The organism is Rahnella sp. AA, assembly GCF_002834385.1.
Classification (GTDB): Bacteria; Pseudomonadota; Gammaproteobacteria; order Enterobacterales; family Enterobacteriaceae; genus Rahnella.
Genome location: NZ_PITQ01000001.1, coordinates 860,082 through 886,204, shown reverse-complemented (window position 1 = coordinate 886,204; position 26,123 = coordinate 860,082). Strand labels below are relative to the sequence as shown.

The following is a 26,123-nucleotide window of genomic DNA, read 5'->3' as shown; positions in this document are numbered from 1 at the left end:
TAAATCGTCCGTTGGGATTTTTTTTATCGTGTGCAGCCGATTTCGCACAAAAAAGGCCAAAATTCCTCAACGCGAAAGCGATTTTTACCATAAACTTAGAAACAATCTGCAACAAATTTGCTTTGTGCATAACCAGAAGGAGTCTGAATGCATCATTCTACGCCTCTCATCACTACCATCGTCGGCGGTCTGGTACTCGCTTTCCTGTTAGGAATGCTCGCCAACCGCCTGCGAATTTCCCCTCTGGTTGGCTATCTCGCCGCTGGCGTGCTGGCCGGGCCCTTTACACCGGGCTTCGTTGCTGATACTTCCCTTGCACCGGAGCTGGCAGAAATCGGCGTCATCCTGCTGATGTTTGGCGTCGGCCTGCATTTTTCTTTGAAAGATTTACTCGCCGTAAAGTCGATAGCCATTCCCGGCGCTGTAGCGCAAATCGCGGTAGCGACGCTGCTTGGGATGGGGTTATCACGCCTGATGGGCTGGGATTTGGCAACCGGGCTGGTGTTCGGGCTGTGCCTGTCCACTGCCAGTACCGTGGTTTTGCTGCGTGCGCTGGAAGAACGGCAGCTTATTGAGAGCCAGCGCGGACAAATCGCCATCGGCTGGCTGATTGTGGAAGACCTGGTGATGGTACTGACGCTGGTTCTGTTACCTGCATTCAGCGGTATGCTGGAAAGCCATCATTCAAGCCCGGTGGAACTGCTGAGCGGGTTAGCGGTGACTATCGGTAAAGTGATTGCTTTCATGGTGCTGATGATGGTGGTTGGCCGCCGTGTGGTGCCGTGGATACTGGCGAAAACCGCCAGCACCGGTTCACGCGAATTGTTTACGCTGTCGGTTCTGGCACTGGCGCTGGGCATCGCCTACGGCGCGGTCGAATTCTTTGACGTATCGTTTGCACTGGGCGCATTCTTCGCCGGGATGGTGCTGAACGAATCCGAACTCAGCCAGCGCGCCGCACACGACACTTTGCCGCTGCGTGATGCGTTCGCGGTGCTGTTCTTTGTCTCAGTCGGCATGTTGTTTGACCCGATGATTCTGGTGCGTGAGCCACTGACGGTCGTTGCCACGCTGGCGATTATCGTATTCGGTAAGTCGATTGCGGCCTTCTTCCTGGTGAAGATGTTCGGACATTCGCGACGCACGGCGCTGACGATTTCCGTCAGCCTGGCGCAGATTGGCGAATTCGCGTTTATCCTCGCCGGTCTGGGGATCTCGCTGGGGCTGCTGTCAGAGCATGGCCGTAATCTGGTGCTGGCGGGCGCAATTTTGTCGATTATGTTTAACCCGTTGCTGTTTACTCTGCTGGAACGGTATCTGGAGAAAACAGAAACTATCGAAGATCAGAGCGTTGAAGAAGCCGTGGAAGATGAAAAACAGATCCCGTTTGATCTGTGTAATCACGCCCTGCTGGTGGGATATGGCCGCGTCGGGAGCCTGCTCGGCGAGAAACTTCAAGCCGCCGGTATTCCGCTGGTGGTCATCGAAAACTCCCGGCCACGCGTTGAAGCCTTGCGCGAACAGGGTATCAGCACCGTGCTGGGGAACGCAGCTAATCAGGAAATTATGGATCTGGCGCGCCTCGACTGCGCACGCTGGCTGCTGGTGACCATCCCGAATGGTTATGAAGCCGGTGAAATCGTCGCGTCGGCGCGCGCTAAGCGCCCTAATATTGAAATTATTGCCCGGGCGCATTATGACGATGAAGTCACCTACATCATGGAACACGGCGCGAACCGCGTAGTGATGGGCGAGCGGGAAATTGCCAACAGCATGCTGGATATGCTGCAAATTGACATAATGACCGAAGACGAAAAAAGGCCATTTTGTTCAGTTTAATTTCATCAATTCAGGCGCAGTTCCAGAACTGCGCCTGAACATCACTCTTCGATTTCTGTGCCACAATCATCACGATAAGGGTTCGCGCAAACTTTATCGGGTATGAGATTTGTTTAAAAAACCGCATAAGTCAGTCAACCCGATGCACAGATGCTCGAAATGTCAGGTCTGTTTGTCTATCCTTTTGATTTAACGTTCCCAGTAACTCTCTTCAAGACTGTCTTCACGTTCCGGCAACCCCCGGGTCAGGCGCGGTGAATGCTGGTTCAGCACCTGATAGCTCACACGGTTGGCGTATTTACACACCTGCGCCAGCGACGAATAGGTGAGATACTCGCGCGCATGTTTGCTGGAGTTGGGCACGGAACTACGGTGGAATCCGTTAGCGGCGATATCATGCAATAACGCCGATAACGCGCCATCGCCCGCCCCGTTGGTGTTCATGATTTTTTCCGGCCCACCCATATAAGGTGCGATGTGGGAATAGATTTTCATCGGCTGCTGGCAGCAGTCACGGCGCATGGCGCGGCTGAATTCATACTGGTTAAATTCGGCAATCGCGCCAGGCAGCAACGGATGCTGCGTGGTGCGCTTGAATTCTTCTTCGGTGTAACTCGCCATAAATAAGCCGTTCGGCCCGGCGGTACACAGCACCAGATCCACCCACTCCAGCGCCTTGTCGGCGGCCATCAGCGGATCTTTCAGCCCGGTCAGCGCAAAGCCTTCATCTTCGTTCATCGCCAGAATCGAAACGTGGTCACGCAGGAAATCACGCCATGCCTGCGGATCGTCGGCAATCACGTATTGCGTACCGAGCGTTAAAACCACCGGCACCTGATGTTTTTTCGCGTACTCAATCGCCTTCATCGTGGCTTCCGGCATCGGTTCGCCGGGTTTACTGCGCAACAGATACGACGTCAGCAGCAGCGCAGACGCTCCGGCAATCACCTCTTCAGGTACGCTTGAGGCGCGCAGTTCGTTCATTTTACCCGGGCTGATGGCAAAAGTGCGTTCGCCGGTGTCGCTTATCAGCGTGAAGCAGCGGCCAATTGCGCCGTCGACGCCTTGCAGGTAATTGAGATCAACACGGCTGGAGGTGTTGCACAGATAACGGTAGGCGTAATCGCCAATCTTCACGTTGCTGCACATCACGCCAAGCAGGACGGAACGGTCATCGGCCAGTACGGAATAGTTGTGCAACGTATTGCCAACGGTGCCGCCCGCAAACTGATGAGAAATCAGATCATGACTTCTCAGTTCCTGATAAAGCGCTTCCGACATTTCATCATTCAGAATGTTGGATTCGCCGGGCGTCAGCCCGTAGCGGGCCACAAAATTCTCATCCACGCGCGCTTCGATATCGACCAGCGTCTGATCGATACCGACGATATAGGACGCGCCACCCTCGGATTCCGGCAGCATCTCCTGCAACATGGAATCACGCAGTAAAGGGTCGCGTGCGCTGACCGGAAAATAGTGTTTAGACTTACGTTTACCAGGAAATTTCATGCATTGTTCTCGGGATATTCAAAAAGCTCAGGCTTCATTCAGAAGTGCTGAGTCACCAGTTGTTGCAGCAAATCGATATGCTCGGGCTGGTCGTTTAAGGCGTCAATATATTCGAAGCGCTCACCGCCTGCATGAATAAAAATCTCACGATTCTCTTCTTTGATTTCTTCCAGCGTCTCCAGACAGTCCGCTGCAAAGCCCGGACAGATAATCTGAATATGCTTAACGCCCTGAGCCGGAAGGCCTTTCAGCGTCTCATCGGTATACGGCGTCAGCCAGGGTTCACGACCAAAGCGCGACTGGAACGTCAGCATAATTTTGCCGGCGGGCAGTTGCAGCGCCTCGGTCAGCGCCTGCGCCGTTTCATGGCAGCGTTTTTCATAATCATCACCTTCAGCCACAAAACGTTTCGGGATCCCGTGGAAGGACAGCACCAGACGATCCGGTTCACCATGCTGAGCAAATGAACGTTCGATGCTGGCTTTCAGCGCAGAAATGTACGCCGGATGCGTGGCGTAATCGCGGATAAAGCTCAGGGAAGGCAGGCGACGCTGGGATTTCAGCACACGCGCCACGCCGTCGAACACGGCCGCACTGGTGGAACAGGAATATTGCGGATACAGCGGCAGAACCACCATTTTCGTTACGCCCTGCGCCAGCAATTTCTCAATCGGTTCTTTCATGCCCGGCTTGCCATAACTCATCGCCAGTTCCACCGGCGTCCCCGGCAGACGCTCTGCCAGTGCCTGTTGCTGACGGCGGCTAAACACCATCAGCGGCGAACCTTCTTCCATCCAGACTGCTTTATACAGTTTAGAAACGCGCGGAGAACGCAGAGGCAAAATCACAAAATTCAGAATAGGCCACCACAGCAGACGTGGGGTATCCACAACGCGGATATCACTCAAAAACTCAGCCAGATATTTTTTAACGGCCTGCGGAGTCGGTGCTTCCGGTGTCCCGAGATTAACCAGAAGGACACCGAACTTAGTCTGCGTCATGCGGAATTTCCTAAATTGAAGGCCCTGAAGCCAGTGTGAAAAGATGGGCGCCGCCGTTTAACTGAGACGTGGCAAAGTGGCGCACGTCATTGTAACGAAAACAAAGACGATCGGAACAACGGCAATAGCTATCAATGCGAATTGTTATTAATACCCGTCATACTTCGATTGGCCGATGCGTTGGCTACGTTCACTCACCCGAATCACTTACTTCAGTAAGCTCATCGGGACTCGTTCGCTTGCCGCCTTCCTGCCACTCGAATTATTTAGGGTATCAGGGAAAATGGAATGCCAGAAAAACAAACGGGGCGACCGAAGTCACCCCGTGATAGTGCAGAACCGGTGAGGATTAGCCTAAAATTTTAGCCAGTTCATCACGTACTGCGGAAACCTGTTGTGTACCGTCGATTTTGACGTACTGAGTGTTACCCGCAGCGGCTTCTTTGCTGTAGTAGGAAATCAGCGGCTCAGTCAGCTCATGGTATTCCACCAGACGTTTACGCACGGTTTCTTCCTGATCGTCTTTACGGGTGATCAGTTCTTCGCCAGTGACATCGTCTTTGCCTTCAACTTTCGGCGGGTTGTACTGGATGTGGTACACGCGGCCAGAGCCAGGGTGTACACGACGGCCAACGATACGGTCAACGATCAGTTCGTCCGGCACATCGAATTCCAGCACGTAATCCACGCTGATGCCCGCGTCTTTCATGGCGTCAGCCTGCGGGATCGTGCGCGGGAAACCGTCTAACAGGAAACCGTTACGGCAATCTTCCTGCTGAATACGTTCTTTCACCAGTGCGATAACCAGTTCATCGGTGACCAGTTTACCGGCATCCATAATCTCTTTTGCTTTCTTGCCGAGCTCACTTCCGGCCTTCACAGCGGCGCGCAACATATCACCGGTAGAAATTTGCGGAATACCAAATTTCTCCATGATGAATTGAGCCTGAGTACCCTTACCTGCGCCCGGAGCGCCCAGCAGAATGATACGCATTGCGTAAATCCCCTTGCATGTAATTTTTATGAATCTCGAAAAACGGTCAACCATACCATTCTGAGCTCTTTTGCTCAAGGAACACGCCCTTCGGGCAGAGGGGTAAACCAGCGCCGACCGGAGTTTTATGCAAAAAAGGGCGCTGCTTTCGCAACACCCTTTTCATCTGATTTCAACCGCTGTGAGTTACGCCTGTAACAGCGTATTCATACGGCGGATGAACAGGTTTGGATCTTCCAGCGTGCCGCGTTCAGCAAACAACGCCTGATCGAGCAGCAGTTCGATCCACTCGCTGAACTGCGCTTCGTCGGTGACGTCAGAAGCCCGTTTCACCAGCGCGTGTTCAGGGTTCAGCTCGAAGATGTATTTCACTTCAGGCGCGTCCTGGCCCGCAGCGGCAAACAGTTTCGCCATCTGCGTGGTCATTTCGTCCGCGCCGGTGGTGACGATGGCTGGCGTGTCGGTCAGACGGTGCGTCAGACGTACTTCTTTCACGCGATCGCCCAGCAGCGTTTTCACACGTTCAACGAACGGCTCCAGCGCTTTCTCTGCTTCTTTCTGCTCTTCGCTTTCGTCAGCCAGTTTGTCCAGCGTGTCGTCGGCTTTGCTGACGGACTGGAAGGTTTTGCCATCGAACTCAGTCAGATAGCTCATCATCCATTCGTCGATGCGGTCAGACAGCAACAACACTTCAATGCCTTTTTTGCGGAACAGTTCCAGATGCGGGCTGCTCTTCGCCGCGGCATAGCTGTCAGCGGTGATGTAATAAATCTTGTCCTGACCTTCCACCATGTTCGCCACATACTCTTCCAGCGACAGTGTTTGCGCGCTGTTGTCGTTGCGGGTGCTGGCGAAACGCAGCAGTTTGGCGATGGTTTCTTTGTTCGCACCGTCTTCTGCCGGGCCTTCTTTCAATACCAGACCAAACTGTTTCCAGAATTGCAGGTATTTCTCGTTGTCGTCTTTCGCCAGTTTTTCCAGCATTTGCAGAACACGCTTGGTCAGCGCGCTGCGCAGGTTCTGGGTAATACGGCTGTCCTGAAGGATTTCACGCGAAACGTTCAGCGGCAGATCGTTGGAATCTATCAGACCCCGTACGAAACGCAGGTAGTTCGGCATGAACTGCTCGGCTTCATCCATGATGAACACGCGCTGAACATACAGTTTCAGGCCGTGTTTGTGATCACGGTTCCACATGTCCCACGGTGCCTGCGAAGGGATGTACAACAGGCTGGTGTATTCCTGTTTACCTTCAACGCGGTTATGGCTCCAACTCAGCGGATCGCTGAAATCATGGGAAATGTGTTTGTAGAATTCGTTGTATTCTTCGTCCGTCACTTCCGATTTACCGCGGGTCCACAAAGCCTGCGCTTTGTTGATTTGTTCCCAAGTCACGGTGCCGTCTTCTTCGTTGCGGGTTTCAACTTCAACCGGCAGCGCAATGTGGTCGGAATATTTGCTGATGATGGAACGCACGCGCCAGTCATCCAGGAACTCGTCCTGATCTTCACGCAGGTGCAGGGTAATTTCGGTCCCGCGATCGGCTTTTTCAATATCAGCCAGGGTGTATTCACCTTCACCGGCGGATTCCCAGAACACACCTTCATCGGCGCTGGCGCCCGCCGCACGGGTGCGCACGGTCACTTTGTCTGCCACGATGAAGGCAGAATAGAAGCCCACACCAAACTGGCCGATCAGCTGGCTGTCTTTAGCCTGTTCTGAACCGACAGATTGCAGGAAAGCCTTGGTGCCGGATTTCGCGATAGTCCCGAGGTTGTCGATGACTTCATCGCGGGTCATCCCGATACCGTTATCGCTCAGCGTCAGGGTGCGTTTTTCTTTATCAAACGCCAGACGCACATGCAGCTCGCCATCGCCTTCATACAGTTCTGGCGTAGACAGCGCGCGGAAGCGCAGTTTGTCAGCGGCATCGGAGGCGTTAGAGATTAACTCGCGCAGGAAAATTTCTTTGTTTGAATACAGAGAATGGATCATCAGATGAAGCAGTTGTTTTACTTCAGACTGGAACCCGCGTGTCTCTTGTCCTTTCATACTCATCAAATTACCTCAATCCAGATACTGTTAGTGACCAAATCAGACGTTGAGGAGTAAGTGGGGTTATGGACCGGAGTTTTCAAGCATAAGGGGAAATTTTTAAGAAGAAATGCAGAGGGATAGCAGAAATAAAGCCGGGTGCAGAAAGCTGCGCCCGGCGATAACAGTCAGAACCGAAAGGGATTGCGCCCGGCGAGGGAATGCGACAGCGTGGTGCCGTCAACCATATCCAGCTCGCCACCGACCGGCACACCGTGCGCGATACGGCTCGCCAGCACGCCATACTGGCCGCACATTTCTGCGATGTAGTTAGCGGTCGCCTCACCTTCAACCGTCGGGTTAGTCGCCAGAATCACTTCCTGGATGTTTTCACTCTCCAGGCGCTCCTCCAGACGGCCTAAACCAATATCGTCCGGCCCGATGCCATCCAGCGGTGACAGGTGGCCCATCAGCACAAAATAGCGACCGGAAAACTGACCGGTTTGTTCTATCGCGTGAATGTCCGCCGGGCTTTCTACCACGCAAATCTGACCGTTCTCTTTACGCCGTGGATTGGCGCAAATCGTACAGATTTCCTGCTCGGTAAAAGTACGGCAATCGGCACAGTGGCCGATTTCAGACATGGCGCGCGTTAAAGACTGCGCCAGCCGCATTCCGCCGCTGCGGTCACGTTGCAGCAGTTGGAATGCCATACGCTGCGCTGACTTCGGGCCAACGCCCGGCAGGCAACGCAGCGCCTCCATTAAAGATTCAAGGAGAGGGCTGGTTTGCATCAGAACGGCATCTTAAAGCCTGGTGGCAATTGCATGCCGCCAGACACGGCTGCCATTTTTTCTTTCTGGGTTTCGTCGATACGACGGGCTGCATCGTTGAACGCCGCCGCGATCAGGTCTTCCAGCATGTCTTTATCATCTTCCAGCAGGCTTGGATCGATTTCAACGCGACGCACGTTGTGCGCACCGTTGATGGTGATTTTCACCAGACCAGCGCCAGATTCACCGGTGACTTCAAGCTGAGCGATTTCTGCCTGAGCTTGTTGCATTTTTTCCTGCATTTGCTGGGCCTGTTTCATCAGGTTACCAATGCCGCCTTTTCCAAACATAGTCTTCTCTCTCAGCAATGGCCGCATCACAACTGCGGCGTTTAAATAGGGCGAATACTTTCTTCATCCAGCTCAGCGTCGAAGAAACGACGCAAAGTCTGAATGTTGTTATCCGCAATAATAGACTGACGCGCCTGCGCCAGCTTTTCTTCATAAATGGCCTGACGCCATTCCAGCGGCGTTTTCACCGCCAGATTATCATCTTCCACCACAGTCAGTTCAACCGGAGTCTGATGCAGTGCCGATAAGGCATCCGTCAGTACTTTCTGCGCCGACGGCGAATTCAGGTGCTTTTGCGATGAACGCAGATGCAGGCAAATTTTTCCCGGCTCCGGTCGCTCACAAAATGCATTCAGTGCCAGTTGCTGTACCAGTTTCGGCATGTGCATCTGGCTTATCTGAGCGGCCCATTCATCGCGCTCAATGGATTCTTCGGCGAGACGGGACGCCAGCTCCGGTGATTTTTCGTGTTCCAGCGCCGCGCGCAATGCTTTTGGCGTGGCGACCGGTTCCGGCGCCTCTTCCGGCTCGTTTTGCGCAACCCAGCGGTACGCTTCTTCTTTTACCGGCGCAGCGGGTTCTTTCTTCACGCTGGCCATTGTCTGCGCACGTTCAGTCACCGAAGCGAGGCGCTCAAGTGCTGAATTTGCCGGCCGCGCTTTTCCTGGCGCTGCCGGCTCAGCTTTTTTTGGGGTAGTACTCCCCTGCCTGAGCAACTGGGTTCGCGCCTGTAAAAGCTGGGCTGTGGTGTCCGGCATCGGTGCCGATTCCACATTGCCCTGCGGCGGCGGTGCCGAATAATTTTGTGGGGATTGCGGAGCCTGAGGCGCGTTGCGCGGCGAGGCAGGCTGCACAGGTGCCTGCAATGGAACGTACGCCGGAGGTGCCACCGGCTGCGGAGCCGGTTCTGCAATAATCACTTTCGGATGGAAGGCCAGCGCGCGCAACAGCGTCATTTCAACGCCCATGCGCTTGTCCGGCGCATACGCCAGTTCCTTGCGGCCAATCAGTAATGTCTGGTAGTAAAGCTGCACGTCGGCTGGCGGAATCACCCGCGCCAGTTCACGCAAACGCTGCTCAATAGCGGCGTAATGATTGTCGAGGACGGAAGGTAACAGCTGAACCATCGCGATGCGGTGCAGCAATGCCAGCGTTTCCACCAGCAGATTTTCCCAGTCCACGCCGCGCGATGCGGCCTGCTCCACCTGCGCCATCATCTGGCCGCCGTCCGCACTCACCAGCGCTTCAAGCATGGCCAGCGGCTGTTCGTCGTCAAGCGTACCGAGCATCTGTGCCACGGTTTCTGTCGTCACCGCGCCCTGCCCCATAGCAATCGCCTGGTCGGTAAGGCTCAGCGCATCACGCATACTGCCGTCCGCCGCGCGGGAAAGCAGTTGCAGCGCACGTGGCTCAGTTGTGATGGTTTCTTCGGTTAAAACGTATTCGAGCTGTTTGCGGATCTGTTCAGCGTCCAGCGCCTTCAGATGGAACTGCAAACAACGTGATAAAATGGTGACCGGCAATTTTTGCGGATCGGTGGTAGCCAGCAGGAATTTGACGTGCTCCGGCGGCTCTTCGAGTGTCTTCAGCAGCGCATTAAAGCTGTGTCGCGAGAGCATGTGGACTTCGTCAATCAGGTAAACTTTGAAGCGGCCACGGGCCGGTGCGTATTGCACGTTATCGAGCAGTTCGCGGGTATCTTCAACTTTCGTACGGGAAGCGGCGTCGATTTCGATCAGGTCAACAAAACGGCCCTGCTCGATTTCGCGGCAGTTATCACAAACACCGCAGGGCGTGGACGTGATGCCCGTTTCACAGTTAAGCCCTTTTGCCAGCAAACGGGCAATCGTGGTTTTCCCCACGCCGCGGGTGCCGGAAAACAGGTAAGCGTGATGGATGCGCCCGAGCGACAGGCCATTAGCCAGTGCGGTCAGCACATGTTCCTGTCCGACGACGTCGGCAAAAGTTTGGGGGCGCCACTTACGGGCAAGAACCTGATAGCTCATTAATACCGGGAAAGTCGGGGAATCATGAAGGTTATGCTATCACAGCCTCGCCTGAGCAGGCGAGGCTTGTCTGGATCAATGGCCGTCGAAGCACACCAGACTGTAACAGTTGATATTTGAATCATTCAGGCGTTTTTCACCGCCTAATTCAGGAAGATTGATGATGAACGCGGCATCGGTCACTTCCCCACCCAGACGGCGGATCAGTTTCGCAGTGGCTTCAATCGTGCCACCCGTTGCCAGCAGATCGTCGATCACCAGAATTTTTTCGCCAGGTTGAATAGCATCAACGTGGATTTCAAGGCTGTCAGTACCGTATTCCAGATCATATGTTTCGCTGATGGTTTCACGCGGTAATTTGCCAGGTTTACGCACGGGGACAAAACCCACACCCAAAACCAATGCAACCGGTGCGCCAAACAGGAAGCCACGCGCTTCGGTGCCAACCACTTTGGTCACACCCGCGTCGCGGTAACGGTCGGCCAGTAACTGAATGCTTGCAGCGTAAGCTTTTGGGTCTTCCAGCAAGCTGGTGACGTCACGGAACAGTATGCCCGGCTTAGGGTAGTCAGGGATGGTTTTAATACTGTCTTTAATAAACTGTAGCTGCTGTGCGGTAGCGGTCATAATGTTAATTGCCTGATAAAGCTGCTGTTCATACTTAAACGCGGGCGGTCAAATGTCCCCCGTCATGCTCTTTTGAAGCATGCCGTTTAAGGAAGGAAATTGGGAGCGCACCGACGTACGAGATGCCCAAATCTATGCAAAGCTGCTTTAAAAAGCAACCCGCAGCCGGACATGATCGCCTGTTTTATTGCTCAAGGTCAACCACTGGTAACCGCCACATCATGATCAGTAACACCAACATCATACAAACCAATAGAATACGCACCCATAATAGCGGGACGAAATAGATTGAAATAGCGAAGGTGATCACAATCAGCCCCACCGCTTTCGGTTTGGCTCCTTTAGGCAACGCCCGGTGTTGTTGCCAGTGGCGAAGGTATCCGCCAAACCACGAACGATACAGTAACCACTGATGGAAACGCGGCGATGAACGGGCGAAACACCAGGCAGCAAGCAGTAAAAAAGGCGTTGTCGGCAACAACGGCAGGACAACCCCCAGCGTTGCCAGCACCACACATACCCAGCCGGCAATAATCAGTAGTATGCGTTTCATTCGTTTCCCTTCATTTAAAGCAGGCCACTGGCAAAATTTGTGCTTGCCAGTGTAAACAAGTGCAGCGGGGCTGTCATATAGGTAAGCTAGGCGCGTCATCCAAGGAGAGTCGCCGTGAGCACAGAACGAATTTTACATGTCCTTGATCAGCAAATAGAAACGCTGGCGCGGGAAATTGAGCCAATTGGCCACGTTTCGGCTTCTCAGGCGCGCTTTGATGTCGCCCTGTTTTCAACCAAAGGCACCCGTCTGCGGGATTATCTGGCTGAAATTAAAATGAATTTGCAGAAACTGAATCAGGAAGTTGTCGAAAAACGTTCGGCGCAGGTGGCTTTTATTGCAGAACGACTGGTGGCGCAAATTACCGCCATGCAGCGCGAACTGGCGACGCAAACATTACGGAAAACGCACCAGACACCGGAGCGCAAAAGCCATGATAACTATACGCGACTGGCGGAAACTCAGCAGTTCGAGCGACGTCTGATTGCGATGATTGAAGACAGGGAAACGACGCTCGGACAGCTGGCCACTTTCGCCGATCAGCAGCGGGTACAGAAAGAACTGGCTGCGCTGGAAGGCCGTCTGATGCGTTGTCGTCAGGCGCTGGCTAAAATTGAAAGACAAATCGAGCGTCAGGAAAAAGGTTTTTGAATCTTTATCACATTTTTTGAATCCTGCGTTCAGAGCCCGCCTTTTCTTATCTATAATGATAAGTTCAAAACCTGCTTCTAATAATGTTGGCCAATATGTCCGTAGAAAATGCGCCCCCCGAACTTCAGCTTGCTGTCGATCTGATTTACCTGCTTGAGTGCAATGAAATTGCGCCCGAGACGGCTCTTGCAGCACTGGAAATCGTTCAGCGCGATTATCAGGAAAAACTGAAAAACAGCAAAAATACGCTTTCTATCAGTTATCTCTAAGCCGTCCGGCTGCCTGTTTCAGGGGAACCCGTCGCTTTCCCCTGAATTGTCCGACGGCAATCAGCTCTGCGGCAGCGCGTCTGGTTCGTCTCCCGGCTGTCTCAGCGATCGCTTCACTTCCTGCACTTCATTCCCGTCCTGGTTATGTAAATAGACTTCCAGCTGATTGAAGGCGATATTGATGTCGTTTTCGCGGCAAAGTTTATCAATGCTGCGGTTGAGCTCATCAACGGTATAGCTGCGATCCCCCAGTTCACGGACATAAACCCGCAGCTCGTGATCCAGCGTGCTGGCACCGAAATTCAGGAAGAACACCAGCGGCGCCGGATCACTCATCACACGCGCGTTTTCATGTGCGGCCTGTAGCAGGATCTCTTTAACTTTCTCCAGATCCGAGCCATAAGCCACGCCGATTTTGATCAGCACGCGGGTGACGGTGTCGCTCAGCGACCAGTTGATCAGCCTCTCGGTCACAAAAGCTTTGTTAGGGATGATCACTTCTTTGCGATCGAAATCGATAATCGTTGTGGCACGGATGCGGATGCGGCTGACGGTCCCCGAGAATGTGCCAATGGTAACGGTATCGCCGATACGGACCGGGCGTTCGAACAGGATAATCAGGCCCGAAACAAAGTTTGCAAAAATCTCTTGCAAACCAAACCCCAGCCCGACCGAAAGCGCCGCCACCAGCCACTGTAATTTGTCCCACGATACGCCCAGCGAACCGAGCGCCGTTACCGCACCGATGACGGTGATCGAATACGTCAGAATCGTCGTGATGGCATAGGATGTTCCCTGCCGGAGCTGCAAGCGTGATAACACAACAACTTCGAGCAACCCCGGCAGATTTCGCGTAAGCACATAGGCCACGATAATGGCCAGGAATCCGAGCAGTAAATTTCCCAGTGTTACGGTTTGCTGAGTCACCGCCCCTGCAACAGTACTGGAGTAATGCCACAACGAGATGCTGTCGAGATAAGAAATCACCGTCAGCAAGTCCGACCAAATCCAGTAAAATACTGTCGCAAAAATAAAGAACAGCCCCATCGTCGTCAGACGCAGTGACTGCTGGTTAATCTGATCCAACCCCAACGGCGTTTCTTCTACCGGCTCATTCCCTTCAGCCCCCTCTTTCAACGCATTGGTCTGGCGCCGTGCCAGCGCACGACGATAAGCCAGACGGCGTGCCGCAACGCTTAAACCACGTAATGCGCTGAGATAAGTGATATTCCAGAAGATCAGCAGATACAGACTGTCAATCCAGCGCCCCGCCAGTCGCAGCGTTGTGTAGAAGTAGCCGGTGACCACCAGCCCGGTCAGGAAAACCGGCGCCAGCGCAATGGCGGTGACCATCACGAGACGAATACTGTGCGAGTCTTTTTCACGCCAGCCGTCGCGGGCAATAGGGAATACCAGCACGCTCAACGCCAGTAAGGTCAGAAAAATCACCATCTGCCCGATAATATCGTCGACCAGCCCCAGCGGCGCTTTCTCTCCGCGCACCGACCAGAAGATCAGCGGCAGCATCACCAGACTCAGGCGGATCACCGAACGACGGTAATGTGCGCACGTGGCAACCGGCGTATTAAAGTGGCGTTCATTAATGCCGCCCGGTTTAAGCATGCGGTAGCAAAAACCCATCACAAACTGGAAAACGGCCAGACGTTGCGCCAGCGTCCATAAAAAATCACTCGAATCGATATCACATTGCGAAAGCCAGTAGCCGACACCCAGCGTCAGAAATACGCCAGGCAGCGCATTGAGCGCCAGCAGTACCAGTGCCTGCGGCGTATGCAGCTGGCTGTCGCGCTTGAGTTGCCCGACGTCGTCGCTCAGTGATTCGATGCGCTGGTTTATGTACTTCCTGCGCCAGAGTAAAAGCAGAATGACCAGCAAGATCGGTATCGTGGCGGGCAGCGAATGCAACGCGCCCATCATCAGTTCGCCGCGGGGGAAATTAAAACTCAGGCTGCTCAGCTGGTTTTTCACGTCGTCAGGCAGCGATTTTATGAATTCCCAGTTCATCGGTTTGTTACTGCTGACCCAGAAAATCTGCTGCGTCAGCGTTTCTGTTAACGACTGATTGATACTGAGCAACTGCTGCTGATTGATCTGCAAGTTGATGGCCAGTGACAGCTGATTGCCCAACTGCTTGTTGAGCTGATCCAGCAGTTCACGACGCATGTCCACAATCTGATCGAGAGCGTCGCTGATGTCCCCGTTGATGGTTTCTTTACTGGTTGAGACAACACCCTGAATGTAGCTGTCGCCCTGAAATAATGCGTCACGCTGCTGGTTGATGGTGAACTGTTCGAGACGTAAATCAGCAATGTGCGCACTCATGTCAGTGATCAGGCCGGATGGCGGAATGGTATTTTGCTGTTGCTGATACAGAATTCGTGAAAGTAATAAGCTGCCTTTCAACACGGTAATTTGCTCTTTAAGATCATGTTCGGCTTGGGCAGAACGGTCGCGCCAGTTTTTTACCGTGATATTTTTCTGAACTAACTGGTTGCCCTCCTCCGTGGCGGCAATCAGACGCTCGCTGAGTTTACGGTTAATTCCCAGTTCCTGCGCCACCAGCGGGTCGTTCTGGATATTCGAGGTATCGTCCGGCGTTTGGGCTTCCTTTGCCGTCCGCTCAGATAAAATCAGTCGTTTTCCGTTAACCACTTCCTGCAATAACTGCGCGGTATGTTCCAGCTGGTTGATATGCGCATTGGTGTAGTCGCGTTGTTTTTGCAGCAGATCTTGTAACGTCGTATTGGCTTCCAGGCTTTTACGTTGTAAATCTATCTGTGCGCTCAGCAACGCCTGTTGGGTAATCAGCATATTTTGCTGCGTGGCGCGCAGATCCTGCTGGCCAGGAGACATCCCGTTGAGCAGGTTGCGAATTTTTTGAATCGCCAGCGAATAGGTATACATCGCATTCTGTACGCGCTCGGGCTGAGTTTGTAATGAAATCAGTTGCGTGTTGAAGGTTGATAAATCTTCCTGCGAGGACTGAAGATCATCAAGGGTATCATTGAGGCGGTTTTCCAACTGCCGAAGTGACAGCGCCGAGAGTTGCGCTTTATCCACATCATCCTTCGTACTGTTTTTGATCTGATCCAGCCCGTCCATTGCAACGCGTAATTTTTGCGGTGCTTCCGACACCTGCAGATGCAACTGAGCCACCTCCTGCTTCACTCTGTCGAGCGCGTCAAGATACTCAAGCGTGTGGATCAAATCCTGCTGTGACAGCTTGTCCACCGGGGTCAGATTTTTTTGCCGGTTTAAAGCATCAAGCTGATTCTGAACTTCATTTCGGCCCGGAATATCATTACTGGCAGCATGGCCTGGCAACGAGAAAAGTAGCAGTATGACGCACATCACGGAGGCAAAAAAACCAGATATTCCCTTTTTTTTAAGGACAGGGAACACATCAGAAACAGCGGCCAGAAACCGGATAAACATACGTCAGCGTCAACTCATTTAACAAATTAATAATATGGTAATGACAATAGCAGCGTTAACGATGAAAGAAAGGAGAAAAGCGTATCTGAATACAACACATGAAGGCGGGTTTTATCGTCAAAACGGTCGGTAAATTTGCAGGCTCATTAATTTAATGGAAAGTATTCAGAGATTATCAGACAACGGCGAGAAAGGAGGAATGTCGTAACATATCAATATAAGTATCAACGAATCTTTCTGCATTACTTTCTAAATCAAAGCTTTCAGGTATAAACAACCAATTCTCCATCAATCCGGTGAGATATGCGCGTAAAATAATGGCAGCCTGGCGGGTATCCAGCGCCGCGGGCAATTGATTTTCCTCAATACAGCGCACGAGGATGCGCTCAATTTTACCGTAGCCTTCCATATACAACGCTTTTCGCGCTTCATGAACGGAGGTCATCTCCCCAACAAATTCACATTTATGGAATATAATTTCCATCAATGCCTTACGTTGCGTATCCGTGACAGTGGCGACCAGAATGTAAATAAGGATTTCGCGCAAAATACGCAGTGGATTATTCGGAAACTTTGTCTGATACTCTACTTCGAGCACTTTTATCCGGGATTCATAAGCTTCCCAGATCGCATTAAACAGTTCCACTTTGTTCCTGAAATGCCAATAAATTGCGCCCCGCGTCACACCGGCTGCATTCGCAATATCAGTCAGTGATGTCGACGATACTCCACGGGCAGAAAATTCACGCACAGCAGCATCCAGAATCTGTTGTCTGGTTTCCAGCGCCTGTGATTTGGTTTTTCGTGCCATAGGTTTGTCTTTAAGGGGAGTTTGATTTACATACATTCTTGAATGTATGTAACATAGCACGCACATACTAAAAGCGCAGCAATGGATTTGGAATGTTGTGATCCATTGGACAATTTGAAATCGGACACTTGAGGTTTATTTATGAACAAAAACAGAGGGTTAACGCCTCTGGCGGTAGTTCTGATGCTATCCGGAAGCTTAGCACTTACAGGATGTAACGATAAAGAAGCTCAACAAGGTGCGCCACATGCTCCGCAGGTTGGCGTCGTTACGCTCAAAACTGAACCGTTGAATGTAACAACCGAACTTCCTGGTCGTACTGCTGCTTTTCGCATTGCTGAAGTACGCCCACAAGTTGGCGGCATTATTCTGAAACGTAACTTCGTTGAAGGCAGCGAAATTAAAGCTGGAACCTCGTTATATCAAATCGATCCAGCCACTTATCAGGCCGCGTATGACAGCGCTAAAGGCGATCTGGTAAAAGCTCAGGCTAACGCACAAATTTCCCGTCTGACGGTGAATCGCTATAAACCCCTGCTTGGCACCAACTACATCAGTAAACAAGACTACGATACCGCTGTTGCCACGGCCGCACAGGCTGACGCTGCTGTTGTAAGTTCCAAAGCAGCAGTTGAAAGCGCACGTATCAATCTGGCTTACACGAAAGTCACCTCCCCTATCAGCGGGCGTATCGGTATTTCGTCAGTGACTGAAGGTGCTCTGGTGTCTACCGGACAAACCACGGCGCTGGCAACAGTGCAACAACTTGATCCTATCTATGTCGATGTGACTCAGTCCAGCAACGACTTCTTGCGTCTGAAACAAGAGCTGGCTGACGGTAGCCTGAAACAAGTTGACGGCAAAGCACAGGTCAAGCTGCTGTTAGATAACGGTAAAGAATATTCACAAGCGGGTACATTGGAATTCTCTGATGTGACCGTTGATGAAACGACTGGCTCCATTACGCTGCGTGCCATCTTCCCTAACCCAAATGACGCGTTGCTGCCCGGCATGTTTGTGCGCGCACGTCTGGATGAAGGGGTAAACGACAATGCTCTGCTGGTTCCTCAGCAAGGTATCACCCGTAACCCACGCGGTGATGCAACAGCGATGGTTGTTGGCGCTGACAATAAAGTTGAACTTCGTACTGTGACCACAACGCAAGCTATTGGCGACAAATGGGTCGTGACCGACGGCCTGAAAAGTGGCGATAAAATTATCGTGACAGGTCTGCAAAAAATTAAGCCAGGCGTACAGGTTACTGCACAGGAAGTCGATCAAAACGCAGCAGCGCCCGCTACAGCGACGAAGTCTTAATAGGAGCCGGTAATTCATGGCTAAGTTTTTTATAGATCGTCCCATCTTTGCATGGGTAATCGCGATCATCATCATGTTGGCAGGGGCATTGGCAATTCTTAAATTGCCTATCGCACAGTATCCGACTGTTGCGCCACCAGCGATCCAGCTGACCGCAACCTATCCGGGTGCCGATGCGCAAACGGTGCAGGATACTGTTACCCAGGTTATTGAACAGAACATGAACGGTATCGACAACATGATGTACATGTCGTCGACCAGTGATTCATCAGGTACTGTTCAGATCACCCTGACCTTTGCTTCCGGTACTGATGCGGATATCGCGCAGGTACAGGTTCAGAACAAACTGCAGCTGGCAACGCCGTTGCTGCCGCAGGAAGTTCAGCAACAGGGTATCTCCGTTGAGAAATCGAGCAGCAGCTTCCTGATGGTGGCAGGCTTTATCTCCAACAACGGTTCAATGACGCAGGATGACATCGCCGACTATGTAGGTTCCAACATCAAGGATCCTATCAGCCGTACCGCTGGCGTGGGTGATGTTCAGTTATTTGGTGCTCAGTACGCTATGCGTATCTGGATGGATCCAAACAAACTGAATAACTACCAGCTGACGCCAGTCGATGTGATTAACGCAATCAAAGTTCAGAACAACCAGATTGCCGCAGGCCAGCTCGGTGGTACGCCACCGGTTCCGGGCCAGCAGTTGAACTCGTCCATCGTTGCTCAGACCCGTCTGAAGTCACCGGACGAATTCGGTAAAATCATTCTGAAGGTCAACCAGGATGGTTCGCAGGTTCGCCTGAAAGACGTGGCTAAAATTGAACTCGGTGGTGAAAACTACGACGTTATCGCACGTTTCAACGGACAACCGGCCTCGGGTTTAGGGATTAAACTGGCCACGGGTGCTAACGCCCTTGATACCGCTGCATCGGTTAAATCCACGCTGGCAAAACTTGAGCCGTTTTTCCCGGCAGGTTTAGAAGTCGTTTATCCATACGACACCACGCCATTCGTTAAAATCTCGATTAAAGAAGTAGGCAAAACGCTTTTCGAGGCCATCGTCCTGGTATTCCTGGTGATGTTCTTGTTCCTGCAAAACTTCCGTGCAACGTTGATCCCAACGATTGCCGTTCCGGTGGTATTGCTCGGCACATTTGCGATTCTTGCCGCATTTGGTTATTCGATAAACACCCTGACGATGTTCGGGATGGTGCTCGCGATAGGCTTGCTCGTCGATGACGCCATCGTCGTTGTCGAAAACGTCGAACGCGTTATGGTCGAAGATGGCCTGCCACCGAAAGAAGCCACCAAAAAATCCATGGAGCAGATCCAGGGCGCATTGGTGGGTATTGCGATGGTGCTGTCCGCAGTATTCATCCCAATGGCCTTCTTTGGCGGATCTACCGGTGTTATCTACCGTCAGTTCTCCATCACCATCGTTTCGGCCATGGTACTGTCCGTTCTGGTGGCGATGATCCTGACACCGGCACTTTGTGCGACCATGCTTAAACCGGTTGCCAAAGGCGAACACCACGAGAAAAAAGGTTTCTTCGGCTGGTTTAACAAAAAATTCGAGCAAAGTACGCACCACTACACCGACAGCGTGGGCAACATTCTGCGCAGCACCGGCCGTTATCTGGTGATTTATCTGCTGATCGTAGTCGGCATGGCATTCCTGTTTATCCGCCTGCCAACCTCCTTCCTGCCGGAAGAAGACCAGGGCGTGTTCCTGACGATGGCGCAGTTGCCTGCAGGTGCGACCCAGGAACGTACGCAGAAAGTGCTCGATGAAGTCAGCAACTACTATCTGACGAAAGAAAAAGCCAACGTAAACTCTGTCTTTACCGTTAACGGCTTCGGTTTCGCAGGTCGTGGCCAGAATACCGGTATTGCGTTCATCAGCCTGAAAGACTGGTCTGAACGTAGTGGCGCTGAGAACAAGGTTCCTGCTATTGCAGGCCGTGCAATGGGTGCATTTAGCACCATTAAAGATGCACTGGTGTTCCCATTCAACTTACCGGCAATTGTTGAGCTGGGTACGGCAACAGGCTTTGACTTCCAGCTGATTGACCAGGCTAACCTTGGGCATGACAAACTGACTCAGGCACGTAATCAGTTGCTGGGCATGGTTGCTCAACATCCTGATTTGCTGACTCAGGTTCGTCCAAACGGTCTGGAAGATACACCACAGTTCAAGATTGAAATTGATCAGGAAAAAGCAACGGCACTTGGCGTTTCCATTTCCGACATCAACACCACGCTGGGCGCTTCAGTGGGGGGCAGCTACGTCAACGACTTCATCGACCGCGGTCGCGTGAAGAAAGTGTACGTTCAGGCTGAAAATAAATACCGCATGTTGCCTTCAGACATCAATAACTTGTATGTCCGCGGCAGCGCGGGTCAGATGGTACCGTTCTCCGCATTCTCGAGTGCTAAATGGGAATACGGCTCACCGCGACTGGAACGTTACAACGGTCTGCCTTCTATGGAAATTCTGGGGCAGCCAGCACCAGGACAAAGTAGTGGTGCTGCTATGGCCATGATGGAGTCTCTGGCATCCAAACTGCCAAGTGGTATCGGCTATGACTGGACCGGCTTGTCTTATCAGGAACGCCTGTCGGGCAACCAGGCTCCGGCCTTGTATGCTATCTCATTGATTGTGGTATTCCTGTGTCTGGCAGCGTTGTACGAGAGCTGGTCAATACCGTTCTCAGTTATGCTCGTTGTTCCGCTCGGTGTTGTGGGCGCACTTCTGGCAGCAACGATGCGCGGTCTGAGCAACGACGTTTACTTCCAGGTTGGTCTGCTGACCACCATCGGATTGTCCGCGAAGAACGCCATATTGATTGTCGAATTCGCCAAAGACCTGATGGATAAAGAAGGTAAAGGCCTGATCGAATCCACGCTTGAGGCAGTCCGTATGCGTCTGCGTCCGATCCTGATGACCTCACTGGCCTTTATCCTCGGTGTAATGCCGCTGGTTATCAGCTCCGGTGCAGGTTCCGGTTCTCAGAACGCCGTAGGTACCGGCGTAATGGGCGGGATGATCACTGCAACACTGCTGGCGATCTTCTTTGTTCCGGTCTTCTTCGTGGTGGTTCGCCGCCGCTTTGGTAAGAAGAACGAAGACATCGAACATACCCACAAAGTAGAGCATCCGACGCTGTAACAGGATCCGCTCCACAGAAAAGGCCGCTTATGCGGCCTTTTTTTTCGCCTGAGTCTTGAACCGGTAAACAGATGGGTGCATACTTATTGTTATAGTATAACATAACATTTAGAGGCATTATGAAACCCGCTATCCATCCTGCGTATCGCACCGTGGTTTTTCACGACACCAGCGCAGACGAATACTTCAAAGTTGGCTCAACCATTTCTACTGACCGGACCATTGAACTGGAAGGCGCAACTTATCCGTATGTGACTATCGAAGTCTCTTCAGCGTCACATCCGTATTACACCGGCAAGCAGAAAGAGTATTCCAAAGAAGGCAGCACCGCGCGATTCAATCAGCGCTTTGGCAGCTTCCTCGGTAAGAAATAAACAACTCCAGGGAAAATGAAATGCAGGTTCTCAGTTCATTACGTTCAGCGAAAAACCGACATCCGGATTGCCGCGTAGTCCGTCGTAAAGGCCGGGTTTATGTGATTTGCAAAAGTAATCCACGCTTCAAAGCTGTACAGGGTAAAAAAAAGAAACGTTAATATTTTCTGTTTGCCCTTTTACTCAAAAAAATAAAAGCCCCGCCGCTTGCCCGACGGGGCTTTTTCTATGACTAAGACATGATGTAAAACCTCCCCACGGTATGACTGTGGGGAGGGAAATCTTATTTCATGCTGGCGACAATCGTTTCAACGTTATGCTTGAACGCTTTCACATAAGTCGTAGCCGGACCTTGCGGGCCTGACAATGCTTCCGGATACAACTCTCCACCCGGTTGCGCCCCGCTGGCAGCAGCAATCTGTTTCACCAGGCGCGGATCGGTTTGGTTTTCGATGAAATAAGTTTTCACTTTCTCCTCTTTGATCTGTTTGATCAGAGAAGCCACACCGCTGGCGCTGGCCTCAGCTTCGGTAGAAAAACCGACCGGAGCCATAAAACTAACGTGGTATTCCTGACCGAAATAGCCAAAAGCATCGTGGCTGGTCAGCACCTTGCGTTTTGACTGAGGGATGCCGGTGAATTCCGTTTTCGCCCAGGCATCCAGTTTTTGCAGTTGCTCAATGTAAGCCGTTCCGCGCTGGCGGAAATAATCCGCATCTTCCGGGTCGGCTTTGATTAACGCATTCATCACATTGGTCGCGTAAATCACCCCGTTCGCCATGCTGTTCCAGGCATGAGGATCGGTGATTTGCTTACCATCCTCTTCCATTTTGCGGGAATTAACGCCTTCAGATGCCGTCACCAGATGGCCTTTATAGCCCGATGCGGTGACCAGGCGGTCGATCCACCCTTCCAACCCTAAGCCACTGACGAAAACAACGTCAGAAGCGTTAATCGCTTTGCTGTCTTTTGGCGCAGGCTCGAAGCTGTGCGGATCACCATCCGGCCCGACCAATGTAGTCACTTTTACATGCTCGCCCCCCACTTCCTGAACAATGTCGCCAAGGATTGAGAAACTGGCTACCGCATCGACGGTTTTAGCCATCGCCAGCGGGCTCGACAGCAGGGCAGCTACTGCGAGTGATACAGGTAATACTTTCATCATGTCCCCTTAATAGTGGTACTACTTAAGCTCGCGAGGCAGTTAACATTCCGCCACGCTTTCCAAATAAAACAGAAATAAAGAAGATAACTGTCGCGCTGAGCACAATCGCCGGCCCGGCCGGCAACGACGCGTAATAAGACCAAATCAGCCCTACTACGCTGGCGATGACACCAATGATCATGGCGCTCAGTAAGGTATGCGGTAAATCACGCGCCCAGAAACGTGCGCTGGCAGCAGGCAGCATCATTAAGCCGACTGACATCAGAGTGCCAAGGATCTGGAAACCGGCAACCAGATTAATCACCACCAGCGCCAGGAAAATACCGTGGATTGCCGCCAGCCATTTTCCTGCGCTGACCCGCAAAAATAGAGGGTCAAAAGATTCAATAACCAGAGCACGATAGATACAAGCCAGCACCAATAGTGAAAGGCTGGTAATAATACCCACCATGATCATGGCAGAAGAGTCTATGGCCAGAATAGAGCCAAACAGCACGTGTAAAAGATCAACACTCGAGCCGCGCAGGGAAACCAGTGTGACGCCCAGCGCCAGTGAGCCGAGATAAAAACCAGCAAAACTGGCATCTTCTTTCAGCTGTGTCCGTCGACTCACCAGCCCGGAAAGCATCGCAACCGCCAAACCTGCAATAAACCCGCCGATCCCCATCGCGACCAGTGACATACCTGAAATCAGATAGCCTATCGCAGCGCCCGGCAATACAGCATGAGATAGTGCATCGCCGACCAGGCTCATCCGGCGCAGCAGCAGGAAAACACCCAATGGGGTCGCGCTGATTGATAAGGCAATGCAAGCGATCAACGCACGGCGCATGAAGCCGAATTCAATAAAAGGGTCAGCCAGCAAATGAAAAAGCATCATGAATTTGCGACTCCCGTCGCCAGAGAGAAAGGTTCTGTCGATACGCAGGCATGAGCCTGATGCGGGAAGTGTCCTAAAACATCTTTTGCGGTTCCCCATAAATTTTGCTGGGCGCTGAGATAGAGGACTTGCGGGAAATGCCGGGCAACCATCGAGATATCGTGTAAAACCGCAATGACGGTTTTGCCTTCCTGATGCCACTGTGCGATGACTTTCAGCAATAATTCAGTTGTTTGCGTGTCGATCCCCGTGAAGGGCTCATCAAGCATAATCAGCGGTGCTTGCTGTACCAGTAAACGCGCGAACAACGTACGTTGCAGTTGACCACCGGAAAGCGCCCCTACGGGTAAATGGGACATTTCAGTCATGCCTACTGTTTCCAGTGCTTTGCCCACCGCCGCCGCTGAATGCCGGCTGATACCGCCAAATAATCCGCTTTGTGGCCAGCACCCCATCGCAACGAGATCAAACACACTGATTGGAAAACCACGATCCAGTTCTGCCTGCTGGGGCAAATACGCAAGACGCGGACGTTTGCCGCCGGTAAAAGTGATCTTGCCTGCGACGGCCTGCTGGAGTCCTGCAAGTGTTTTAAGAAAAGTCGATTTTCCTGCCCCATTAGCGCCAATAACCGCCGTCAGGGAACCACAAAGGAACTGGCCGTTAAGCGGCATCGCCACTGCCTGGCGGTCGTATCCGACTTCAACATCATTAACAAAAATCATGGTAGTGAAATAGCCCAGTAAATAGCACCCCATAAAACAGCGAGCACAGCCAGTACAGCGACACAGCGTACCGGCGAAGAAAGTGTAAAGAGTGTTTTGGTCATGGCCCCTCCATTCGTTACAATATAACATCACAAAACAGGGCTTGTATCAATATACGAACTGTTTCAGTTTTTTACCGCACCCGGCGCGGAAGGACGATCGGGACGAGGAAATAGGCCTAAACTGTTAGAAAAGGGTAAAATTTAATGAATGGATAGTAATTTGCATTACAATCAGAAAGTTATGAATTTTAGGGTTTGAATTTTTTTTCGTTGCTCAAAACACATCCTGACGAAAGTATGCAATAATGAAAAAGTATGTGGTCAAGAGGTAAGCCCTTTGAAGAAAACTATCCCTTACGATATTAATGGGCAAACTCTGTCTGTTCAGGATTTACAACAGATTATTGAACCTGCTTTATCTGGAATTGAAGATCTGTTAATCGGAGATTTAACTTATTTTTCAGAAAATGCGCGTTATGAATCAAATTCTTTGCAAATCGTGTCAATAACACAAATTGACCAAAAGTATTATTCAATGACTTACAAGTTCCGATGGACGATTTTCAATGGTTGTCTGGACATTAATGCAGAAGAGTTTATGACGCAAAATGTGACATTCCATGTTAAACCCGAGGGACTGGAGTTTGATATTATTGAATTGAGTAAAGGGACGACCGCTGAGGAATTGTAAGTTTGGGTAATACATTTGCGCAGCTTTCTCAAAATGAATTATATTTAAATTACTGGTTTTGTAATAAGTCCCGTAAATCTCATCTCAAAGACTGTTCTTTATGATTGTCTTTGGTGTATAAGCAAGTTCATAGCGTTTGCAGTGAGAGCCGTTTTCTGTAAGTCACCATGTTTTGTTGTTTACTCACAGAGTGTTATCAACACCGAATAAACCATTACGGAGGGGATGATATGGATGAGTACTCGCCTAAGCGGCACGATATCGCTCAGTTACGCTACCTGAATGAAATGCTGTATGACGAAGGCATTGCGACACTGGGTGACAGCCATCACGGATGGGTTAACGATCCGACTTCGGCCGTTAACCTACAGCTTAACGAACTGATTGAACACATTGCATCCTTTGTGATGAGCTTTAAAATTAAGTATCCGGACGATAACCATTTAAGTGATCTGGTTGAAGAGTATCTGGATGATACCTACACCCTGTTCAGTAATTATGGAATTAACGATTCTGACTTGCGCCAATGGCAAAAGACCAAAAAGCGACTATTCAGAATGTTCTCAGGGGACTACATCTGTACCCTAATGAAAACTTGAGTAATAATTTATATGCAGTCATCAGATAAAAATGAAAAGGCTAAGATGAACAAAATCGACTATTTGATGCGTTTAAGAAAATGCACCACTATTGATACACTTGAACGTGTTATTGAGAAAAATAAGTACGAACTTTCCGACGACGAACTCGAATTGTTTTACTCGGCGGCCGATCATCGTTTAGCGGAGCTAACGATGAACAAGCTGTACGATAAAATCCCGGTAGCTGTTTGGAAATTCGTGCGGTGACCAACAAAGTCAGGTCGAAATACTTTCGGCCTGACGC

At 51.4% G+C, this 26,123-nt stretch carries 24 protein-coding genes and 1 other annotated feature; of the genes, 10 read left to right on the top strand and 14 right to left on the bottom strand.

Features of this window, described 5'->3' with window-relative positions; genetic code table 11:
• Positions 1-147: 147 nt before the first annotated feature.
• Entirely contained in the window at positions 148-1,839 is a 1,692-nt protein-coding gene (ybaL, locus tag CWS43_RS03985) for a YbaL family putative K(+) efflux transporter (protein ID WP_101075526.1), read from the top strand.
• 189 nt (positions 1,840-2,028) lie between these two features.
• On the opposite strand, the gene CWS43_RS03980 is transcribed toward ybaL, so the two are convergent.
• From CWS43_RS03980 to CWS43_RS03935, 9 genes are all read right to left on the bottom strand, one after another.
• Positions 2,029-3,348: an inosine/guanosine kinase gene (locus CWS43_RS03980; protein WP_101075525.1), complete on the bottom strand. Its 1,320-nt coding sequence runs from the start codon at positions 3,346-3,348 to the stop codon at positions 2,029-2,031.
• A gap of 38 nt (positions 3,349-3,386) precedes the next feature.
• Positions 3,387-4,349: a ferrochelatase gene (hemH, locus tag CWS43_RS03975; RefSeq protein ID WP_101075524.1), complete on the bottom strand. Its 963-nt coding sequence runs from the start codon at positions 4,347-4,349 to the stop codon at positions 3,387-3,389.
• Between the two features lie 349 nt (positions 4,350-4,698).
• Complete coding sequence (gene adk / locus CWS43_RS03965; protein ID WP_101075522.1) at positions 4,699-5,343, bottom strand: adenylate kinase; 645 nt, start codon at positions 5,341-5,343, stop codon at positions 4,699-4,701.
• A gap of 186 nt (positions 5,344-5,529) precedes the next feature.
• Positions 5,530-7,395, bottom strand: coding sequence for a molecular chaperone HtpG (gene htpG / locus CWS43_RS03960; RefSeq protein WP_198555776.1), 1,866 nt, complete (start codon positions 7,393-7,395; stop codon positions 5,530-5,532).
• Between the two features lie 170 nt (positions 7,396-7,565).
• Positions 7,566-8,171, bottom strand: a complete 606-nt coding sequence (recR, locus tag CWS43_RS03955; RefSeq protein WP_095924987.1) for a recombination mediator RecR — start codon at positions 8,169-8,171, stop codon at positions 7,566-7,568.
• On the bottom strand, positions 8,171-8,500 hold the full coding sequence (locus tag CWS43_RS03950; protein WP_013576599.1) for a YbaB/EbfC family nucleoid-associated protein: 330 nt from the start codon (positions 8,498-8,500) through the stop codon (positions 8,171-8,173). The genes recR and CWS43_RS03950 overlap by 1 nt, the downstream gene beginning before the upstream one ends.
• Positions 8,501-8,541: 41 nt before the next feature.
• Complete coding sequence (dnaX, locus tag CWS43_RS03945) at positions 8,542-10,506, bottom strand: DNA polymerase III subunit gamma/tau (RefSeq protein WP_101075520.1); 1,965 nt, start codon at positions 10,504-10,506, stop codon at positions 8,542-8,544.
• Positions 9,145-9,209, bottom strand: a sequence feature (DnaX frameshifting element). It overlaps the preceding gene by 65 nt.
• Before the next feature lie 75 nt (positions 10,507-10,581).
• A complete protein-coding gene (gene apt / locus CWS43_RS03940; RefSeq protein ID WP_013576602.1) occupies positions 10,582-11,133 on the bottom strand; it encodes an adenine phosphoribosyltransferase in 552 nt (183 codons plus the stop codon).
• A 184-nt stretch (positions 11,134-11,317) separates the two neighbouring features.
• Entirely contained in the window at positions 11,318-11,686 is a 369-nt protein-coding gene (locus CWS43_RS03935) for a DUF454 family protein (protein ID WP_101075519.1), read from the bottom strand.
• Positions 11,687-11,800: 114 nt separating this feature from the next.
• Between CWS43_RS03935 and priC the strand changes: the two genes are divergently transcribed.
• Positions 11,801-12,337, top strand: coding sequence for a primosomal replication protein PriC (gene priC / locus CWS43_RS03930; RefSeq protein ID WP_101075518.1), 537 nt, complete (start codon positions 11,801-11,803; stop codon positions 12,335-12,337).
• Between the two features lie 95 nt (positions 12,338-12,432).
• The gene (gene rsmS, locus CWS43_RS03925; protein WP_101075801.1) at positions 12,433-12,606 is read left to right on the top strand and encodes a pleiotropic regulatory protein RsmS; all 174 of its coding nucleotides are present in this window, start codon (positions 12,433-12,435) and stop codon (positions 12,604-12,606) included.
• Between the two features lie 60 nt (positions 12,607-12,666).
• Here the strand turns inward: rsmS and mscK are convergent, their stop codons facing one another.
• Complete coding sequence (gene mscK, locus CWS43_RS03920) at positions 12,667-16,062, bottom strand: mechanosensitive channel MscK (protein WP_101075517.1); 3,396 nt, start codon at positions 16,060-16,062, stop codon at positions 12,667-12,669.
• Between the two features lie 175 nt (positions 16,063-16,237).
• Complete coding sequence (gene acrR / locus CWS43_RS03915; protein ID WP_101075516.1) at positions 16,238-16,873, bottom strand: multidrug efflux transporter transcriptional repressor AcrR; 636 nt, start codon at positions 16,871-16,873, stop codon at positions 16,238-16,240.
• A gap of 141 nt (positions 16,874-17,014) precedes the next feature.
• Here acrR and CWS43_RS03910 point away from each other — a divergent pair, with 141 nt between their 5' ends.
• The 4 genes from CWS43_RS03910 (at position 17,015) to ykgO (ending at position 21,894) form a co-directional block, all read left to right on the top strand.
• A complete protein-coding gene (locus tag CWS43_RS03910; protein ID WP_101075515.1) occupies positions 17,015-18,190 on the top strand; it encodes an efflux RND transporter periplasmic adaptor subunit in 1,176 nt (391 codons plus the stop codon).
• Positions 18,191-18,206: 16 nt separating this feature from the next.
• Positions 18,207-21,359: a multidrug efflux RND transporter permease subunit AcrB gene (gene acrB, locus CWS43_RS03905; RefSeq protein WP_101075514.1), complete on the top strand. Its 3,153-nt coding sequence runs from the start codon at positions 18,207-18,209 to the stop codon at positions 21,357-21,359.
• A gap of 119 nt (positions 21,360-21,478) precedes the next feature.
• Positions 21,479-21,733: a type B 50S ribosomal protein L31 gene (locus CWS43_RS03900; RefSeq protein WP_101075513.1), complete on the top strand. Its 255-nt coding sequence runs from the start codon at positions 21,479-21,481 to the stop codon at positions 21,731-21,733.
• A 20-nt stretch (positions 21,734-21,753) separates the two neighbouring features.
• Positions 21,754-21,894 carry a type B 50S ribosomal protein L36 gene (ykgO, locus tag CWS43_RS03895; RefSeq protein ID WP_013576611.1) on the top strand — a complete coding sequence of 47 codons (141 nt, stop codon included), beginning with the start codon at positions 21,754-21,756 and terminating at the stop codon, positions 21,892-21,894.
• A 122-nt stretch (positions 21,895-22,016) separates the two neighbouring features.
• Here the strand turns inward: ykgO and CWS43_RS03890 are convergent, their stop codons facing one another.
• From CWS43_RS03890 to CWS43_RS03880, 3 genes are read right to left on the bottom strand one after another with little or no spacing between them, the layout of a single operon-like run.
• Entirely contained in the window at positions 22,017-22,895 is an 879-nt protein-coding gene (locus CWS43_RS03890; RefSeq protein WP_101075512.1) for a metal ABC transporter substrate-binding protein, read from the bottom strand.
• A gap of 25 nt (positions 22,896-22,920) precedes the next feature.
• A complete protein-coding gene (locus CWS43_RS03885) occupies positions 22,921-23,778 on the bottom strand; it encodes a metal ABC transporter permease (RefSeq protein WP_101075511.1) in 858 nt (285 codons plus the stop codon).
• Positions 23,775-24,503 carry a metal ABC transporter ATP-binding protein gene (locus CWS43_RS03880; protein WP_198555763.1) on the bottom strand — a complete coding sequence of 243 codons (729 nt, stop codon included), beginning with the start codon at positions 24,501-24,503 and terminating at the stop codon, positions 23,775-23,777. Before CWS43_RS03880 ends, CWS43_RS03885 begins: the two co-directional genes overlap by 4 nt.
• Before the next feature lie 381 nt (positions 24,504-24,884).
• Here CWS43_RS03880 and CWS43_RS03875 point away from each other — a divergent pair, with 381 nt between their 5' ends.
• From CWS43_RS03875 to CWS43_RS03865, 3 genes are all read left to right on the top strand, one after another.
• Entirely contained in the window at positions 24,885-25,238 is a 354-nt protein-coding gene (locus tag CWS43_RS03875) for a hypothetical protein (RefSeq protein ID WP_101075509.1), read from the top strand.
• A 230-nt stretch (positions 25,239-25,468) separates the two neighbouring features.
• Complete coding sequence (tomB, locus tag CWS43_RS03870) at positions 25,469-25,837, top strand: Hha toxicity modulator TomB (protein WP_013576616.1); 369 nt, start codon at positions 25,469-25,471, stop codon at positions 25,835-25,837.
• Positions 25,838-25,882: 45 nt separating this feature from the next.
• Complete coding sequence (locus tag CWS43_RS03865; protein WP_056771138.1) at positions 25,883-26,086, top strand: HHA domain-containing protein; 204 nt, start codon at positions 25,883-25,885, stop codon at positions 26,084-26,086.
• Positions 26,087-26,123 lie beyond the last annotated feature (37 nt).